Source organism: Serratia sp. SA088, from assembly GCF_049065515.1.
Classification (GTDB): Bacteria; Pseudomonadota; Gammaproteobacteria; order Enterobacterales; family Enterobacteriaceae; genus Serratia; species Serratia nematodiphila.
This window is the reverse complement of record NZ_JBAKGW010000011.1, coordinates 21,389-38,581: the sequence shown is the minus strand read 5'-3', so window position 1 is coordinate 38,581 and position 17,193 is coordinate 21,389. Positions and strand designations below refer to the sequence as shown.

Genomic DNA, 17,193 nt, shown 5'->3' with positions numbered 1-17,193 from the left:
TCCCCCTAAACCCCATTCATCAGCCGGCAGGGCTCGGCTTCCCAGCGGTAGCCCACGCCGTATACCGAGCGGATAAAGGATTTTTCCCCATCGATCAGTTCCAGCTTGCGGCGCAGGTTTTTGATGTGGCTGTCGATGGTGCGGTCGGTGACCACCCGGTAGTCGTCGTACAGGTTGTTCAGCAGCTGCTCGCGTGAAAACACGTTGCCCGGCTGGCTGGCCAGCGTTTTCAGCAGGCGGAACTCCGCCGGCGTCAGATCCAGCAACTGCCCCTGATAGCTGGCCTGGAAGCGCGGTTCATCGATGTGCAGCAGATCATCTTCCCGCGCGTTCTCCTGTGGCCGATAGCTGCGGCGCAGGATGGTTTTCACCCGCGCCACCACTTCGCGCGGGCTGTAGGGTTTGCAGATGTAATCGTCGGCGCCGATCTCCAGCCCCAACAGGCGGTCAATCTCTTCGATTTTCGCCGTCACCATCACGATGGGCACGTCGCTGAAGCGGCGCAGCTCGCGGCACACCGTCAGGCCGTCGGCCCCCGGCAACATCAGATCGAGCAAGATCAGCGCCGGCGGATGCTGGTGCACGGTCGGCACCACCTCATTGCCGTTGGTCAGCCAGCGGGTGGCGTAGCCCGCCGCCTGGAGATAATCCACCAGCAACTGGCCCAGCTTGGGCTCATCTTCAACAATCATGATCTGCACGGGTTGATTCTGAATGTCCATCAGGGCGCCTTATTTTTTATCGGGGTAGCAAATTCTACTGTAATGCGCACGCCGCCTAAAGGCGAATGCTCGGCGCGGATTTTCCCGTCGTGTGCTTCCACGATGTTGTGGCAGATCGCCAACCCCAGCCCGGAACCGCCGCTGGCGCGGTTGCGTGAACCTTCCGCCCGGTAGAAACGTTCGAAAATGCGCGTCAGTTGCTGATCGCTGATGCCCGGCGCGCTGTCCTGCCAGTAAAGAAGCAGCCGCCCCGGCTGCAGTTCGACGCCGATCTCCAACCGGCCGCCGGCGTCGGTGTAACGCAGGCTGTTTTCCAGCAGGTTATTGAACAGTTGGTTCAGGCGATCGGGATCGCCGAACAGCGGCGCCTGGGCCGGCAGATGGGTGACGATCTCCAGCCCTTTGGCGCGGAAGCGTTCGCGAAAGGCGGCGACGGCGATCTGCACCAGGTGCACGCAGTCCACCGACGCCTTGCGGTAGGCCAGCGCGCCGAGATCGGAGAGCGACAGCTGGTGCAGGTCGTCGACCAGCTTGGTCAGGGTGGATACCTCGGCCTGCAGCGAACTGAGCGACGCCGGCGTCGGCTGGCGCACGCCGTCCTGCAGCGCCTCCAGTTCGCCGCGCAGCACTGCCAGCGGCGTGCGCAGCTCATGTGATACGTCGGCCATAAAGGCGCGGCGCATCTGCTCGTTTTTTTCCAGCGAGGTGGCCAACTGGTTGAAGTCGTGCGCCAGCCTGCCCAGTTCATCCTGGCTGCTGACCGCCACGCGGGTGGTGAAATCGCCCGCCGCCAGGCGGTGGGTGCCCGCCACCAGGCGCTTGACCGGGGCCAGCATGCCGCGCGACAGCAGCCAGGTCACCGCCGCCGCCAACAGGGTGGAGAGCGCGACGATAATCCAGCTGGTGCGCCGCTGCTGGCGATCGAAGTTGATGTCGGTATTGCGCGTCAGGCGCTCGACCGGGGTGGTGAGCACCCAGCCGACGATCTCGTTGTTGTAGCGGATCGGGTGGCGCGGCCCCTCCTTCGGCAAGGGGCCCGAATGCCCGACCAAGCGATTGAACTGGCTGTCCACCACCCAAAACTGGGTGCGCCACCCCTTGGGCGGCAGATTGTGGCTGCTGTCGCTATTCTGCTCGAACGAACGCATGATCTGGTAGACCACCTGATCGTTGTTGCGCAGGAATATCCAGTTGCCATGATGGCTGTACTGTTCCTCCAGCGCTTCGCTCAGCATGTTGATGCGTTGCTCGTTGCTGCTCTTGATGTAATCGATAAAGCCGCGCTCAAAGCTGACGCGCACCCCCCAATGCATGGTGATCAACACCAGCATGCAGGTAGCGAAAATGGCCAGGAACAGTTTTCCGGTAATGCCTATCCTCATTGTAACCTCGTTGAGCCGGTACCCGGCTCTTTGGTCAGCGTGCGGTTGGGCGCGCTATCGGCCGGCACGCGCGCGAAGGCCAGCGCGGGCAGAGCGATAATCAACGCCATACAGCCGTAGCTGTAAATAAATGCGCTGTGGATGGCCGGGCTATCGGCCACCACCTGGTGATGGGCGAAGCTGCCGATCAAGATGCCGGCGACGCTGACGCCGAGGCTCATCGACAGCTGCATGACCATCGACAGCAGACTGTTGCCGCTGCTGGCCAGCCGGTCCGGCAGATCTTTCAGCGTCAGGGTGTTCATCGCCGAGAAGCGCAGTGAGTTGATCATCCCCTGGAAGAACAGCACCACCGGCAGTAGCCACAGCCAGCCGAGCATCGCCGCCAGCAGGAAGCTCAGGCTGACCAGCGCCAGCAGCAGCGTGGCGGCCACCAGCACGTTGCGGTAGCCGAAGCGGTTGACTACCTGCACCACGATGCGCTTCATGCCCATGCTGCCGATGATCATCGGGATCATCATCAGCCCGGCGTGGAACGGCGTGAAACCCATGCCCACCTGCAGGAACAGCGGCGTCATGAACGGCAACATGCCGCTGCCGATGCGCCCCAGCAGGCTGGCCAGCAGCCCGATTTTGTAGGTCGGGGTGCGCAGCAGCCGCAGCGAGAACAGGGCGCGGCTATTGCCGTAGGCATGCCAAACATACCCCAACAGCGCCGCTGCGCCCAGCGCCACCAGACCGACGATGGCGCCGCCGGACAGCCCCATGCCTTTATGGCCGTCGAGCGCCAGCGTCAGCGACGCCATGCCGATCGCCAGCAGGATAAAGCCGCTGAGATCGAAGCGGCGGGTCTGCATTTGGTAGTTGGGCATCAGCAGCAGCGTGGCGATGGCGCCCACGATGCCCACCGGAATATTGATCAGGAAAATCCAATGCCAACTGGCGTATTGCACCAGGAAACCGCCCAGCGCCGGCCCCATCAGCGGGCCGATCTGGCCTGGCAGCGTCACGAAAGTCATCGCCGCCATGTACTGCTCGCGCGGCACGATCTTCATCACCGTCAGGCGCCCGACCGGCACCATCATCGCGCCGCCGACGCCCTGAATCACGCGCGAGGCGATCAGCTCGTTCAGGGTTTCCGAACGGGCGCAGAGGAGGGAGCCGAGGGTAAACAGCACGATGGCGCTGAAAAACACCCGCTGTACGCCGACCTTGTCCGCCAGCCAGCCGCTGGCCGGCAGCGTCACCGCCACCGTCAGCACATAGGAGACGATCACCGACTGCATGCGCAGCGGGTTCTCCCCCAGGCTGGCGGCCATCGAGGGCAGGGCGGTGTTGACGATAGTGGTATCCAGCGTCTGCATAAAGAAGCCGAATGCCACTATCCAGAGTTGCCAGCGTACGGTGGCGGCGTGTTTCATCAGCATCGGTCGGCCATTAATGGGGCAGCGGGGCCAGTTGCTTGTTGCGGCGGAACTTCGCCTGCAGCCGGTCGAAGTAAAGGTAGACCACCGGGGTGGTGTACAGCGTCAGCAGTTGGCTCATCACCAGGCCGCCGGCGATGGTGATGCCGAGCGGCTGGCGCAGCTCCGCGCCGTCGCCGCGGGTCAGCACCAGCGGCAGCGCGCCGAACAACGCCGCCAGCGTGGTCATCATGATCGGCCGGAAACGCAGCAGGCTGGCCTGGAAAATCGCCTCGCGGGCGCTGATGCCGCCGTTGCGCTGCGCCTCGAGCGCGAAGTCGACCATCATGATGGCGTTTTTCTTCACGATGCCGATCAACAGCATGATGCCGATCAGCGCGATCAGGCTGAACGGCGCGCCGAACAGCTCGAGCGCCAGCAGCGCCCCCACGCCGGCGGAAGGCAGCGTGGAAAGGATGGTCAGCGGATGGATATAGCTCTCGTACAGCACGCCGAGCACGATGTACACCGTGGCGATCGCCGCCAGGATCAGGATCAGCTGCGACTTCAGGGTGTCCTGGAACACCTGGGCGGTGCCGGCGAACGCGCCGCGCACCGTAGACGGCACGCCGAGCTGAGTCATGGTGCGCTCGACCGCGGCGGTGGCGTCCGACAGGCTGCCGCCGTCCGGCAGATTAAAGGAGACGGTCGAGGCGGCGGACAGCCCCTGATGGTTGACCGACAGCGGCGCGTTGGCCGGCCGCCAACTGGCGAAGTAGGAGAGCGGTATCGCTTTGCCTTCGTTGTTGATGATGAACATTTTGTCCAGCGAACTCACGTCCTGGGTGTAGGGCGGCGCCACTTCCATCACGACTTTGTATTGGTTGAGCGGTTGGTAGATGGTCGAAATCTGTCGCTGGCCGAAGGCGTTGTTCAACAGGTTGTTGGCGTCGGACACCGAAATGCCGAGGCGCGCCATGGTTTCGCGATCGTAGACCAGATCCATCTCCGAGCCTTTATCCTGCTGATCCGAGTTGACGTCCGCCAGCTCGGGCAATGCGGCCAGTGCGGCGCGGATCTTCGGCTCCCATTCGCGCAGCGCGGCGAGATCGTCCGCCAGCAGCGTATATTGATAGCTGGCGTTGGCCTGCCGGCCGCCGACGCGGATATCCTGCACCGCCATCAGAAACAGGCTGGCGCCCGGTTCTTTGGCCAGGCGGGCGCGCAGGCGGGCGATCACTTTCTGCGCGTCGTCGCTGCGTACCGACAGGGGTTTCAGTGAGATGAACATCGAACCGCTGTTGGTGCGCGAACCGCCGGTAAAACCGGTGACGTTTTCCACGTCCGGATCTTCGCGCACGATTTTCATGAAGTCTTCCAGTTTGCCGCGCATCGCCTGGAACGAAATGCTTTGGTCGGCCTGGATAAAGCCCATCAGACGCCCGGTATCCTGTTCCGGGAAGAAGGTTTTCGGGATGCTGATATACAGCCAAACGTTGAGCGCAACGGTGGCGAGGAACACCGCCAGCACCCAGCGCGAGTGGCCGAGCACCCAGTTCAGCGAGCGCCCGTAGCCCTGCTGCAGCCCCAGCAGCATTTTACCGAAGCCGCGCGCCCGCCGCTGCGAACGCGGCGGCTGGTGGCGCAGCAGGTAGGCGCACATCATCGGCGTGAGCGTCAGCGAGACGATCAGCGACAGCCCGATCGACACCGACAGAGTGACGGCGAACTCGCGGAATAGCCGGCCGGGCAGGCCTTCCATCAGCAGCAGCGGGATAAACACCGCCACCAGCGAAACGCTCATCGACAGCACGGTGAAACCGACCTCCCGCGCGCCCAGCAGCGCGGCGTTGATCGGTTTCATGCCGGCCTCGACGTGGCGGGAAATGTTTTCCAGCACCACGATGGCGTCGTCCACCACAAAGCCGGTGGCGATGGTCAACGCCATCAGCGACAGGTTGTTGAGGCTGAACCCGCACAGATACATGGCGGCGAACGAGCCGATCAGCGACACCGGTACGGCGACAGCCGGGATCAGCGTGGCGCGCCCGGAGCGCAGGAAGATGAACACCACCAGGATCACCAGCCCGATGGCGATCGCCAGCGACTGCTCCACCTCGGCCAGCGACGCGCGGATGGTCGGCGAACGATCCTGCGCGACGTTGAGTTGAATCGAAGCCGGGATATTCTCCTGCAGGGCGGGCAGTTCGGCGCGAATGCGATCGACGGTTTCGATGATGTTGGCGTCCGGCGCGCGGCTGATGGCCAGAATGATCGCCGGTTTGGCGTCGGTCATCCCGGCGTTGCGCACGTCTTGCACCGAGTCTTTGACCTCGGCCACGTCGGCTAAACGCACCGCCGAGCCGTTGTTGTAATGAATGATCAGCGGACGATAAGCATCGGCGGTTTTCAGCGCGTCGTTGGCCTGGATCTGCCAGCGCTGCTGCGGGTTTTCCACGGCGCCCTGCGGGCGGCGCACGTTGGCGTTGGCGATGGCCTGCCGTACGGTGTCCAGCGACACGCCCTGATTGAACAGCGCCGAAGGGTTCAGCTCCACCCGCACCGCCGGCAGCGAGCTGCCGCCGACGGAAACGTCGCCGACGCCCTCGGTCTGGCTGATCTTCTGCGCCAGCTGGGTGGAGGCGAAATCGTAAAGCTGCCCCTGACTGTAGGTGTCCGAGGTCAGCGTCAGGATCATGATCGGCGCGTCGGATGGGTTGACCTTGCGGTAGCTGGGGCGGCTCGGCATGCCGGTCGGCAGCAGGCTTTGCGCGGCGTTAATCGCCGCCTGCACGTCGCGCGCGGCGCCGTTGATATCGCGATCGAGATCGAACTGCAAAATGACCCGGGTACTGCCGAGCGAGCTCATCGAGGTCATTTCGTTAACCCCGGCGATGCGGCCCAGTGCGCGCTCCAGCGGCGTTGCCACCGAGGACGCCATGGTTTCCGGCGAGGCGCCCGGCAGCGACGCGCTGATCGAAATCACCGGAAAATCCACCTGCGGCAGCGGCGACACCGGCAGCAGGCGAAAGCCGATCGCGCCGCTGATGGCGATGGCCAGCGTCAGCAGGGTGGTGGCCACCGGCCGGTGAATGAACAGGGCGAAGAATTTCACGGCAGCTCCTGCGTATCCGGCTGGCGATGCGTGTTGCGCGCCAGTTTGTCAAACAGCAGGTAGATCACCGGCGTGGTGAATAACGTCAGGATCTGGCTCATGATCAAACCGCCGACCATACAGACGCCGAGCGGATGCCGCAGCTCCGCGCCGACGCCGGTGCTCAGCATTAGCGGCAGCGCGCCGAGCAGGGCCGCCAGCGTGGTCATCAGGATCGGCCTAAAACGCAGCAGGCAGGCCTGATAGATGGCGTCGCGCGGCGATAAGCCCTGCTCGCGTTCCGCCGCCAGCGCGAAGTCGATCATCATGATGGCGTTCTTCTTCACGATGCCGATCAGCAGGATGATGCCGATGATGGCGATCACGTCCAGCTCGCTGCCGGCCATCATCAGCGCCAGCAGCGCGCCAACCCCGGCGGTCGGCAGGGTGGAGAGGATGGTCACCGGGTGAATGAAACTTTCATACAGCACGCCCAGCACGATGTACATCGCCACTACCGCCGCCAAAATCAGCCACAGCGTGCTGCCGAGCGCCGCCTGGAAGGCCAGGGTCGCCCCCTGGAATTGGGTGGTGATGTCCCTTGGCATGTTGAGATTTTTTTCCGCCTGGGTGACCGCGTCCACCGCTTCGCCGAGCGAGTAGCCGTCGGCGACGTTGAACGAAACGGTGGCCGATGGGAACTGATCGAGATGGTTGACCGACAGCGGGCCGAAGCGCTCTTCGATTTTGGCGATGGCGCTCAGCGGCACCACGGCGCCGTCCTTGCCGCTCAGACGGATCTCATTGAGCGCCGCCAGCCCCGGTGTCGCGCTGACGTCGTGCTCCAGCACCACGCGGTATTGGTTGGCCTGGGTGTAGATGGTGGAGATCAGGCGCTGGCCGAAGGCGTTGTACAGCGCATTGTCCACGTCGCTCATGGTGACGCCGAGGCGCGAGGCCGAATCGCGATCGACGTTGACGTAGGCCACCAGCCCCTGATCCTGCCAATCGCTGGTGACGTCCGCCAGCTGCGGGGTGCGCTTCAGCTCATCCATCAGCTGCGGCACCCACAGGCTGAGATCGTCCAGCGACATCGCCTGCAGGGTGAACTGGTACTGGGTGCGGCTGACCTGGGTATCGATGGTCAGATCCTGCACCGGCTGCAGGTACAGCTTCACGCCGGGGAACTGCGCCGTTTGCTGCTGCAAACGGCTGATGACCGCCGGAATGCGGTCGCTGCGTTCGCTCAGCGGTTTCAGGTTGATCTGCAGCCGGCCGCTGTTGAGCGTGGCGTTGCTGCCGTCGACGCCGACGAACGAGGTCAGGCTTTCCACCGCCGGATCTTTGAGGATCTGCGCCGCGACCTGCTGCTGGCGCTCGGCCATGTTGCTGAACGAGACGCTCTGCGGCGCTTCCAGCGTGCCCTGAATGATGCCGTTGTCCTGCACCGGGAAGAAACCTTTCGGGATCAGCAGGTACAGCAGCACCGTCAGCGCCAGGGTGCCCACGGCCACGCCAAGCGTCAGCCAGGGATGGTTAAGCACCGTTTTCAGCCACTGGCCGTAGCGCGCGATCACCCGCTCGAAAAAGCGTTCGGAGGCGGCGGAAAAACGGTTCTGCTTGCGCAGAGATTCGTGGCTGAGCATGCGCGCGCACATCATCGGCGTCAGCGTCAGCGACACCACGGCGGAGATCAAAATCGCTACCGCCAGCGTGACGGCGAACTCGCGGAACAGGCGGCCGACGATGTCGCCCATGAACAGCAGCGGGATCAGCACCGCCACCAGCGAGAAGGTCAGCGAGATGATGGTGAAGCCGATCTCGCCGGCCCCTTTCAGCGCGGCGTCGAGCGGCTTTTCCCCTTTCTCGATGTAGCGCGAGATGTTCTCGATCACCACGATGGCGTCGTCCACCACGAAGCCGGTGGCGATGGTCAGCGCCATCAGCGTCAGGTTGTTGATGGAGAAGCCGAGGAAGTACATGGCGGCGAAGGTGCCCACCAGCGACAGCGGCACCGCCACGCTGGGGATAATGGTCGCCGGCACGTTGCGCAGGAACACGTAGATCACCATCACCACCAGCGCGACAGCCAGCAGCAGCTCGAACTGCACGTCGCTGACCGAGGCGCGGATGGTGGTGGTGCGATCGGTCAACACCTTAACGTCGACCGACTTGGGCAGGCTTTTAATCAGCGTCGGCAGCATTTCGCGGATGCTGTCGGCGGTGGTGATGACGTTGACGCCGGGCTGGCGTTGGATGTTCAGCACGATCGCCTGCTGCTGGTTGGCCCAGGCCGCCAGCCGGGTGTTTTCCGCCCCTTGTTCGATGGTGGCGATATCCTGCAGGCGGATCGCCGCGCCGTTTTGATAGGCGACGATCAGCTGGCGATAGTCGTCGGCGGATTTCATTTGGTCGTTGGCGGACAGGGTGACCGATCGGGTCGGGCCGTCAAGGCTGCCTTTCGCCGAGTTGACGTTGGCGTTGCTGATGGCGGCGCGGATGGTTTCGCTGTTCAGGCCATAGGCGGCGACCGCCGCGGCGTTTAATTTTACGCGCACCGCCGGGCGTTGGCCGCCGGCCAGGGTCACCAGGCCGACGCCGGTCACCTGAGAAATTTTTTGCGCCACGCGGGTTTCCACCATGTCTTCCACCTGCGTCATCGGCATGGCGGTGGAGGTGACGGCCAGCGTCAGGATCGGCGGATCGGCGGGGTTAACCTTGCTGTAAATCGGCGGGTAGGGCAGATCGTTCGGCAGCAGGTTGGTGGCGGCGTTGATCGCCGCCTGCACTTCCTGCTCCGCGACGTCGAGCGGCAGCGTCAGCTGGAATTGCAGCGTCACCACCGAGGCGCCGCCGGCGCTTTGCGACGCCATTTGCTTCAGGCCGGACATCTGGCCGAACTGGCGTTCCAGCGGTGCGGTAATGGCGGAGGTGACCACGTCCGGGCTGGCGCCGGGGTATAGCGTCACCACCTGGATGGTGGGGTAGTCCACTTCCGGCAACGCGGATACCGGCAGCGCGCGATAGCCGATAATCCCCGCCAGCAATATCGCCACCATCAGCAGCGTGGTGGCGACCGGACGCAGAATAAACAGGCGGGACGGACCGCCGCCGGCGTTGGGAGGCATCACCTGCATCAGGACTTCCTCTGAACGTCAGGTTCGCGCTTGGCTTTTGACGTCGCAGGCGCGTCGTTCGGCGCGAGCACTTCCACCTGCATGCCTTCGGTCAGGCGATCGATGCCGTCGGTCACCACCCGATCGCCGGCGTTGAGGCCGGCGCTGATCACCACCTGCCGGCTGTCCTGCACGCCGGCGGTGACCCGATGTTTGCTGACCTTGTTGTCTTCGCTGAGCGTCCAGACGAAGTTGCCTTCGTTGCCCATCTGCAGCGCGGCGGTCGGGATCACCACCGCATCGTGCAGGGTATCCACCTGCAGCCGCGCGTTGACGAACTGGTTGGGGAACAGCGCGTCATCTTCGTTGGCGAAACGCGCTTTCAGCTTGATGGTGCCGGTGGCGGTATCAATTTGGTTGTCCAGGCTCAGCAGCGAACCGGTCGTCAGCTTGTTCTGGTTGGTGCGATCCCAGGCTTCGACGCTCACCGGCCCGGCTTTTTGCGCCTTGAGCAGATCGGCGATGTTGCCTTCGGGCAGCGTGAACACTACGTCGATCGGGTGCGTCTGCGTGATCACCACCAGACCGGTGGTGCTGCCGCTGGTGACGTAGTTGCCGACGTCGACCAGTTTCAGGCCGACGCGGCCGTCGATTGGCGCAGTGATGCGGCTGTAGGTGATCTGCAGTTTGGCGCTGTCGACCGCGCCCTGATCGGCTTTGATGGCGCCTTCGGTTTGCTGCACCAGCGAGGCCTGCGTATCCAGCTCCTGACGGGAAACCAGATTGGTTTTCACCAACTGCTGATAGCGCGCCAGATCGCGTCGGGCGTTGGCCAGCGTGGCCTGATCTTTTGCCAACTGCCCCTGAGCCTGGGTCAGCTGCACCTGGAACGGCCGGGGATCGATCTCCGCCAGCAGATCACCGGCTTTGACCTGCTGGCCTTCGGTAAAGTGGATCGCCATCAGCTGGCCATCGACCCGGCTGGTGACGGTCACGGTATTGGCGGCGGTGGCGGTGCCCAAGCCGGAAAGATAGCGCGGCACGGTTTGTTGCGTGGCTGTCGCCGCCTGCACCGGCGACATTGGTGCGCCGCGTCTGCCGCCCGCCGCGCGGCCCGCTCCCGTTTTACCGGCGGCCTGGTGCGCGCCCGGCGTCGTCCCGGCGGTCGGTTGGGCTGCGCTGAAATGGCGCCAGGCCAGAACGGCGACGATGATCGCAATCGCCACAGCCAGCAGGCGCAGAAGCAGGGAACGACGTTGGGGTTTTGCATTCATGGTGGTGAAAATTCTCTCCAAAAGGCAGGGGCGCGGGCACTCATTGCCACAAAAATGACACTCCTTACAGGATACTAGTTTAGCCAGCGAAGACGGCATAAAAATGAAGGAAATATGGAGGAACCGTCAGCATTGTCTTAATAAGTGGGTGATTTGCGCGTGCTATGTTTATAAGTGATTTATTCCGGCTTATAGCCAATCCGTTTTAACGATTTCCTGCATTTGGCGCTAATAATTAACAGGCAAATCATTTAACCCATGGAGCCTTTGTGATGAGCAAGAAACAACTGGGCCGTTCGGGCATTCAGGTGCCGGCGTTGACCTTTGGCGGCAACGTGTTCGGCTGGACGGCGGATCAAGCGACCTCGTTCAATCTGCTGGATGCGCTGGTGGACAATCAGCTCAACTTTATCGATACCGCCGACGTTTATTCCAGCTGGGCGCCGGGCAACCGGGGCGGCGAATCGGAAACCGTCATCGGCGAATGGCTGAAGAAGAGCGGCAAGCGCGACCAGGTGATCATCGCCACCAAAGTGGGCAAACCGATGGGCGAAGGCAAACAGGGGCTGTCGCCGCGCTATATTCAGCAGGCGGTGGAAGATTCGCTGCGCCGTCTGCAAACCGATTATATCGATCTCTACCAGTCGCACGACGATGACCGCGATACGCCGCTGGAAGAGACGCTGGCGGCGTTCGATGCGCTGATCAAGGCCGGCAAGGTGCGGGCGATCGGCGCCTCCAACTATCAGGCGGATCGCCTGGAAGAAGCGCTGCGGGTGAGCGAAAGCAACGGATTGGCGCGCTACGAAACCCTGCAGCCGGAATACAATCTGTATGCGCGCGAAGGGTATGAAGCCGAGCTGGAAGGCGTGGCGCAGCGCCATGGTCTCGGGGTGATCAACTTCTTCGCGCTGGCCAGCGGCTTCCTGACCGGCAAATACCGCAGCAAAGCGGACGAGGGCAAAAGCCAGCGCGGCGATCGCATCGTCGAGCGCTACCTGAACCCGCGCGGTTTCCGCATTCTGGCGGCGCTGGATCAGGTGGCAGGTAAACACGGCAGCTCTCCGGCGCAGGTCTCGCTGGCCTGGCTGATTGCGCGTCCGAGCATCACCGCGCCGATCGTCAGCGCCACCTCGTTGCCGCAGCTGGATGAGTTGGTCAGCGCCACCCGCCTGACGCTGGATGCGGACGACATTCAGACGCTGAACCACGCCAGCGCTGAGTAAGAGCCGCCGGCGATTTTGCTCTATGCTGAAGGGGTCAATATGACTTATTCAGGAAACTGCAATGTCTGGCGATATCATCAACGACCTCGCGGCGCTGGAACAGCTTTACGGCAAACCTGCCGCGCCCTCGGTTTTTAAAGAAGTCAGCTATATCCACCCGGCGTACCGTCCGTTTATCGAGGCGGCGCCGTTTGCCGCCCTCTCGACCGTCGGGCCGGACGGCATGGATGTCTCCCCGCGCGGCGATCCGGCCGGTTTTATCCAGATCGAAGACGAGAAAACCCTGCTGTTGCCGGACCGGCGCGGCAATAATCGCATCGATAGCCTGCGCAATATCCTGCACGATAACCGGGTGGCGCTGCTGTTGCTGATCCCCGGCATCGGCGAAACGCTGCGGATTAACGGGCGGGCGGAGATCGTGGTGGCGCCGGCGATGTTGCAGCGCTTCGCCCACCGCAACCAGCTGCCGCGTTCGGTGCTGCGCATTCGGGTGGAGGCGGTGTTCTTCCAGTGCAGCCGGGCGATCTTGCGTTCGGGGTTGTGGGAAGAGGGCCGCCGCCTCGAACGTTCGGCGCTGCCCAGCCCCGGCCAAATCTTGGCCGCGGTGAGCCAAACGCGCTTCGACGGTGAGGAGTACGACAGCGCGCTGCCGCAGCGGCTGAAGGATACGCTGTATTAATCGCCGTGGCGTTCGCGCCACGTTTGCCGGTTAAGCCGGTACAAGACGTGCTTTTGCAGCGGATGGCCCGCCGGCAGGCGCGGGTGCAGGAAGGTTTCACCGTCGAAGCGCATACCGATGCGCGTCATCACCCGGCGCGACGGCTGGTTATCTTCGGCGGTGAAGGACACCACTTCCGGCAGGTGCAGCGTGTCGAAGGCGCACGCCAGCGCGGCGCGCGCCGCCTCAGCGGCGTAGCCGTTGCCCCAGTGAGCCGCCGCCAGCCGCCAGCCAATCTCCACGCAGGGGGCGCAAGGCAGGTCGTCACCCGGCCGCGCCAGCCCGACAAAGCCGATAAAAGGCGCGCCGTCTTTCACTTCCACCGCCCACAGCCCCCAGCCGTGTTGTTGCATGAAGGCGCGGATGCGTTCGGCCTGCGCGCGGCTTTCCTCGGCCGTCATCGGCGCCGGGAAATAGCGCATCACCTGCGGATCGGCGTTAAGCGCGGCGAAGGCCGGCAGATCCTCGTCACGCCAGGGGCGCAGCCGCAGCCTGGCGCTGTCGAGGGTAAGCAAGGTGGACATGATAGGGCCTCCAATAAACAAAGGCGCGGCGAGCCGCGCCTTTGGGCTGTCAACGGAACAGCGTTTGCGCCCAGCGCGCCAGCCCGGCGGTGACCGAGCCGAAGTCGTTGCCGCCGACGATCGGAATGCCCGGCAGTTGCTGTTGCAGCGCGGCGCGCAGCAGCGGCGAACGCGCGCTGCCGCCGGTCAGGTAGATCACCTGCGGCGCGGTCTGGCTGCTGGCCAGCGCGGCGCTGACCTGCTCCTGAATGCGCATCAACGGCTGCGAGATGGCGTCGGCGAGCTGATCCTGGCTGATGCTCTCCGCCAGATCGGCCTGCACGAAATTGAGCGGCGCGCTAATGGCCGTTTGGCCGGACAGGGCTATCTTACTCTCTTCGGCCGCCCGCACCAGTCGGTAGCTCAGGCGCTGCTGGTACACTTTCAGCAGGCGTTTCACCTTTTCCGGCTCTGCCGCGTCGAGGATCAGATCGCGCAGTATGCGGCCGTTGGCGGCGCTGTAGAAGTCGTTTTGCGCCGGCACGTCGTTGGTCGCCACCGCGTTCCAGTAAGGCAGCGCCGGCAGGGCGATGCCCTTCGCGGTTTCGCCGCCGAGGCCGAACAGCGGCATCAGCTGTTTGAAGGCCAGCATGATGTCCAGATCGTTACCGCCAACCCGACAGCCGCTGTGGCCCAGCAGGCTCTGCTGGCGATCGGCGCGGTCGCGCCACTGCGGCCCCATCAGCAGCACTGAGCAGTCGGTGGTGCCGCCGCCGATGTCCACCACCAGCACGGTTTGCTCTTCGCTCAGCGTCGCCTCGAAGTCCAGCCCCGCCGCCACCGGCTCGAACTGGAATTCAATGTCCTTGAAACCGGCGCGTTCGGCGGCGCGCTGCAAAATGCCCTGCGCCTGCCGGTTGGCTTCGTCGCCGCCGATGCCCTGGAAGTTGATCGGCCGGCCGATCACCGCCTGATCGATGCCGGTCTGCAGCACCTTTTCCGCCTGGCGTTTGATGTGGAACATCATGGCGCACACCAGGTCTTCGAACAGCGCGATCTGCTGCGGCTTCAGGCCGTTGGCGCCGAGGAAGGATTTCGGCGAGCGCACGAAGTACACCTCTTCCGGATCTTCCATGTAGTGCGCCAGCGCCTGCAGGCCGAACAGCACGCTGTCGCCGTTGACCGGAATGTCTTCTTCGCGGTTGTAACTGATGGCGCGGCGCAGCAACTGCTGGTTTTCTTCGCTGCCGGTTGGGAGCTGCCAATGGCGGTGCAGGCATTCGCTCACCGCTTCACGGGTCGGCGCACACAGCATCGAAGGCAGATACGGCGCGTTGTTTTCCAGCGTCAACAGCTCGGGGCCGTGGTCGCGCATCACTGCAACGGAACAGTTGGCTGTCCCGTAATCGAATCCAATAAACATCTCTTTTTTGTCCCCATGCCAATGAAGGGGGGCGACTTTACCCGAGACGGGGCCGGCGGGCAATGCGCCAATGCGCGAGTGTCGAAAAATTTAGCGGGCGCGGCGGCGTGCGCGAACTTTCTCAGTGCGGATAACGCTCAAGCCGCAGCAATGGCACAGTCGGCTATGAAAATGGCGTGCTTCGCCCATCAAGACGCACGCCATTTCTTTATACTCAACAGGTATTCCGAGCGGGGAATGCCTTTCCCTATGACTCTGTGATGAGGATTTCATGACGCGCAACTCTACCTTTCTCATGAATATCGGCTGGAGAACCCTGCTGAAAGATCTGGGGCTCCAGCCGACAGATGTTTTACGCCGGGCTGCATTGCCTGAAGATCTGTTGTCACGCACCGCTGAAGGGATCACTACGGAAGAATATTTCCGCTTCTGGCGCGCGATGGAGGAAGGAACGGGCGACCCGTTGTTTCCGTTGAAAATCGTTGCGCTGATGTCAACGGAATCGTTTGACCCTCCGATATTCGCCGCCCTGTGCAGCGCCAATCTGGCGCAAGCTGTCCAGCGGTTAGCGAAATACAAGCAACTTACGGCGCCGATGAGCCTGGAGCTCGTCATCGGCCCTGAAGGCGAAATGACGATTTCACCCCGCTGGCTGTTGGCGGAGGAGGCGGTACCGGCGTCTTTGCTGGTGGCTGAGCTGGCATTTTATGTTCGGCTGGCGCAGCTTGCCACGCGCGAACCGGTAAAAGCGCGCCGTATCACCTTGCCTGAACTGCCGCCTGCAGCCCTTTCACGCCCCTTGGCAGGCTTCTTCGGCTGCGCGGTAACGCCTGGGGCAGGGCCGGGCATTACTTTCTCCTCCGCAGATGCCTTGCGTCCCTTTTTGACAGTGAATGAGGGCATGTGGCGCGTTTTCGAACCCGAGCTGCGTCGTCGCCTCAGTGAACTGGACGCCACGGCAACCACCGGAGAGCGCGTTTGTGCGGTGCTGCTGGAGTTGATTCCCAGCAATACCGCCGGCATCGACGTGGTGGCGGCAAGATTGGGCATGAGCCGCCGGACGCTGCAGCGGCGTCTGGAAGATGAGGGTGAGAGTTTTCGTTCGCTGAGCAACGGCACCCGGGAAAAATTGGCGCGCCACTATCTTAAGCATTCGACCCTTACCAACGGAGAGATTGCCTTTTTGCTCGGTTTTGAAGAACCGAACTCTTTCTTCCGCGCCTTTCACGAATGGACAGGGCAAACGCCGGAAGCGGCTCGCCAGGCGATGCGGCTGAATTAGCCGAGAGGCGCTGTTCACGTTGGCGCATTCTGCGAGTTGATTGGCGCGGTTCGACATGGTTGCGGCAGCGCCCGTCGCTTAAAGTGGACAACATACAGACTGCGCAGGCAGTCGCCAACGCAATCATCCTAATAAGGAGCAGTCAGTATGAAGTCCAAAGTGATCCTGGTGACCGGCGCCTCATCCGGTATTGGCGAAGCCACCGCCGTCACGTTAAAGCAGCGCGGGCACACCGTTTATGCGGCCGCCCGCCGGGTTGAACGCATGCAGGCTCTGGCTGCCGCCGGCATTCGCGTTTTGCCTTTGGACGTCACCGACGATGCTTCCATAGCGCAGGCGGTAAAGACCGTCATCGCCGAAACGGGGCGTATCGATGTGTTGGTCAATAACGCCGGTTACGGCTCCTATGGCGCTATTGAAGACGTTTCTGCGGATGAGGCTCGCGCTCAATTTGATGTGAATGTGTTCGGTGCGGTTCGGCTGACGCAGCTGATTTTGCCGCACATGCGAGCGCAGCGCTCCGGCACCGTCATCAATATTACGTCGATGGGCGGGAAAATACATACGCCGCTGGGCGGATGGTATCACGGCACCAAATTCGCCTTGGAGGCCATCAGCGACTGTTTGCGCATGGAGGTGCAACCTTTTGGCATCGACGTCGTGGTGATCGAACCCGGCGGCATCCAGAGTGAATGGGCGGATATCGCCGCGGAAAAACTGATCGGCGTTTCCGGCCAGAGCGAGTACGCCGCTCAGGCTCACGCTGTCGCCCACGCCATGGTCAGCGACGCCAGCAAGAAACGGCAATCGCCGCCGAGCGTGATTGCCGATACGATCGCCAAAGCCGTCGTCGCCCATCGTCCGAAAACGCGCTATGCCGTGGGGTTTGGCGCGAAACCGCTGATTTTTCTGCGGCGCTTGTTGTCCGATCGCGCCTTCGATGGGCTGATGCGCCGGGCATTGGGGGTACCGCGCCGGGGGCAATAAATTGTCGGGCAGCGGGGCTTTATGTCGGTGGCGGTGAAAATGGTGCGTCTGAACGCTGTTCAG

Annotated in this window: 12 protein-coding genes; 4 read left to right on the top strand and 8 right to left on the bottom strand. The window is 63.0% G+C overall.

Features of this window, described 5'->3' with window-relative positions; translation table 11 throughout:
* Window positions 1-5: 5 nt before the first annotated feature.
* From baeR to ACOWVD_RS22245, 6 genes are read right to left on the bottom strand one after another with little or no spacing between them, the layout of a single operon-like run.
* A complete protein-coding gene (gene baeR, locus ACOWVD_RS22270) occupies window positions 6-722 on the bottom strand; it encodes a two-component system response regulator BaeR (RefSeq protein ID WP_004941568.1) in 717 nt (238 codons plus the stop codon).
* Window positions 722-2,104, bottom strand: coding sequence for a two-component system sensor histidine kinase BaeS (gene baeS, locus ACOWVD_RS22265; RefSeq protein ID WP_004941570.1), 1,383 nt, complete (start codon window positions 2,102-2,104; stop codon window positions 722-724). The genes baeR and baeS overlap by 1 nt, the downstream gene beginning before the upstream one ends.
* Window positions 2,101-3,531 carry a multidrug transporter subunit MdtD gene (mdtD, locus tag ACOWVD_RS22260; RefSeq protein ID WP_049239888.1) on the bottom strand — a complete coding sequence of 477 codons (1,431 nt, stop codon included), beginning with the start codon at window positions 3,529-3,531 and terminating at the stop codon, window positions 2,101-2,103. Before mdtD ends, baeS begins: the two co-directional genes overlap by 4 nt.
* Before the next feature lie 10 nt (window positions 3,532-3,541).
* Entirely contained in the window at window positions 3,542-6,622 is a 3,081-nt protein-coding gene (gene mdtC / locus ACOWVD_RS22255) for a multidrug efflux RND transporter permease subunit MdtC (RefSeq protein WP_049239887.1), read from the bottom strand.
* Window positions 6,619-9,738: an MdtB/MuxB family multidrug efflux RND transporter permease subunit gene (locus ACOWVD_RS22250; RefSeq protein ID WP_049239886.1), complete on the bottom strand. Its 3,120-nt coding sequence runs from the start codon at window positions 9,736-9,738 to the stop codon at window positions 6,619-6,621. Before ACOWVD_RS22250 ends, mdtC begins: the two co-directional genes overlap by 4 nt.
* Complete coding sequence (locus tag ACOWVD_RS22245; RefSeq protein WP_049239902.1) at window positions 9,738-10,991, bottom strand: MdtA/MuxA family multidrug efflux RND transporter periplasmic adaptor subunit; 1,254 nt, start codon at window positions 10,989-10,991, stop codon at window positions 9,738-9,740. Before ACOWVD_RS22245 ends, ACOWVD_RS22250 begins: the two co-directional genes overlap by 1 nt.
* Before the next feature lie 272 nt (window positions 10,992-11,263).
* Here ACOWVD_RS22245 and ACOWVD_RS22240 point away from each other — a divergent pair, with 272 nt between their 5' ends.
* Both ACOWVD_RS22240 and ACOWVD_RS22235 read left to right on the top strand, forming a co-directional pair.
* A complete protein-coding gene (locus ACOWVD_RS22240) occupies window positions 11,264-12,217 on the top strand; it encodes an aldo/keto reductase (protein WP_015378734.1) in 954 nt (317 codons plus the stop codon).
* 61 nt (window positions 12,218-12,278) lie between these two features.
* On the top strand, window positions 12,279-12,896 hold the full coding sequence (locus tag ACOWVD_RS22235) for a pyridoxamine 5'-phosphate oxidase family protein (protein ID WP_049239885.1): 618 nt from the start codon (window positions 12,279-12,281) through the stop codon (window positions 12,894-12,896).
* Here ACOWVD_RS22235 and ACOWVD_RS22230 read toward each other — a convergent pair.
* The gene (locus ACOWVD_RS22230) at window positions 12,893-13,459 is read right to left on the bottom strand and encodes a GNAT family N-acetyltransferase (RefSeq protein WP_049239884.1); all 567 of its coding nucleotides are present in this window, start codon (window positions 13,457-13,459) and stop codon (window positions 12,893-12,895) included. The two genes, ACOWVD_RS22235 and ACOWVD_RS22230, sit on opposite strands and share 4 nt — an antisense overlap.
* Window positions 13,460-13,508: 49 nt before the next feature.
* Window positions 13,509-14,861, bottom strand: a complete 1,353-nt coding sequence (yegD, locus tag ACOWVD_RS22225) for a molecular chaperone (RefSeq protein WP_421105785.1) — start codon at window positions 14,859-14,861, stop codon at window positions 13,509-13,511.
* Between the two features lie 271 nt (window positions 14,862-15,132).
* On the opposite strand from yegD, the gene ACOWVD_RS22220 reads away from it, so the two are divergent.
* Window positions 15,133-16,143: an AraC family transcriptional regulator gene (locus ACOWVD_RS22220; RefSeq protein ID WP_049239882.1), complete on the top strand. Its 1,011-nt coding sequence runs from the start codon at window positions 15,133-15,135 to the stop codon at window positions 16,141-16,143.
* A gap of 147 nt (window positions 16,144-16,290) precedes the next feature.
* Entirely contained in the window at window positions 16,291-17,130 is an 840-nt protein-coding gene (locus ACOWVD_RS22215; protein WP_197763908.1) for an oxidoreductase, read from the top strand.
* Window positions 17,131-17,193 lie beyond the last annotated feature (63 nt).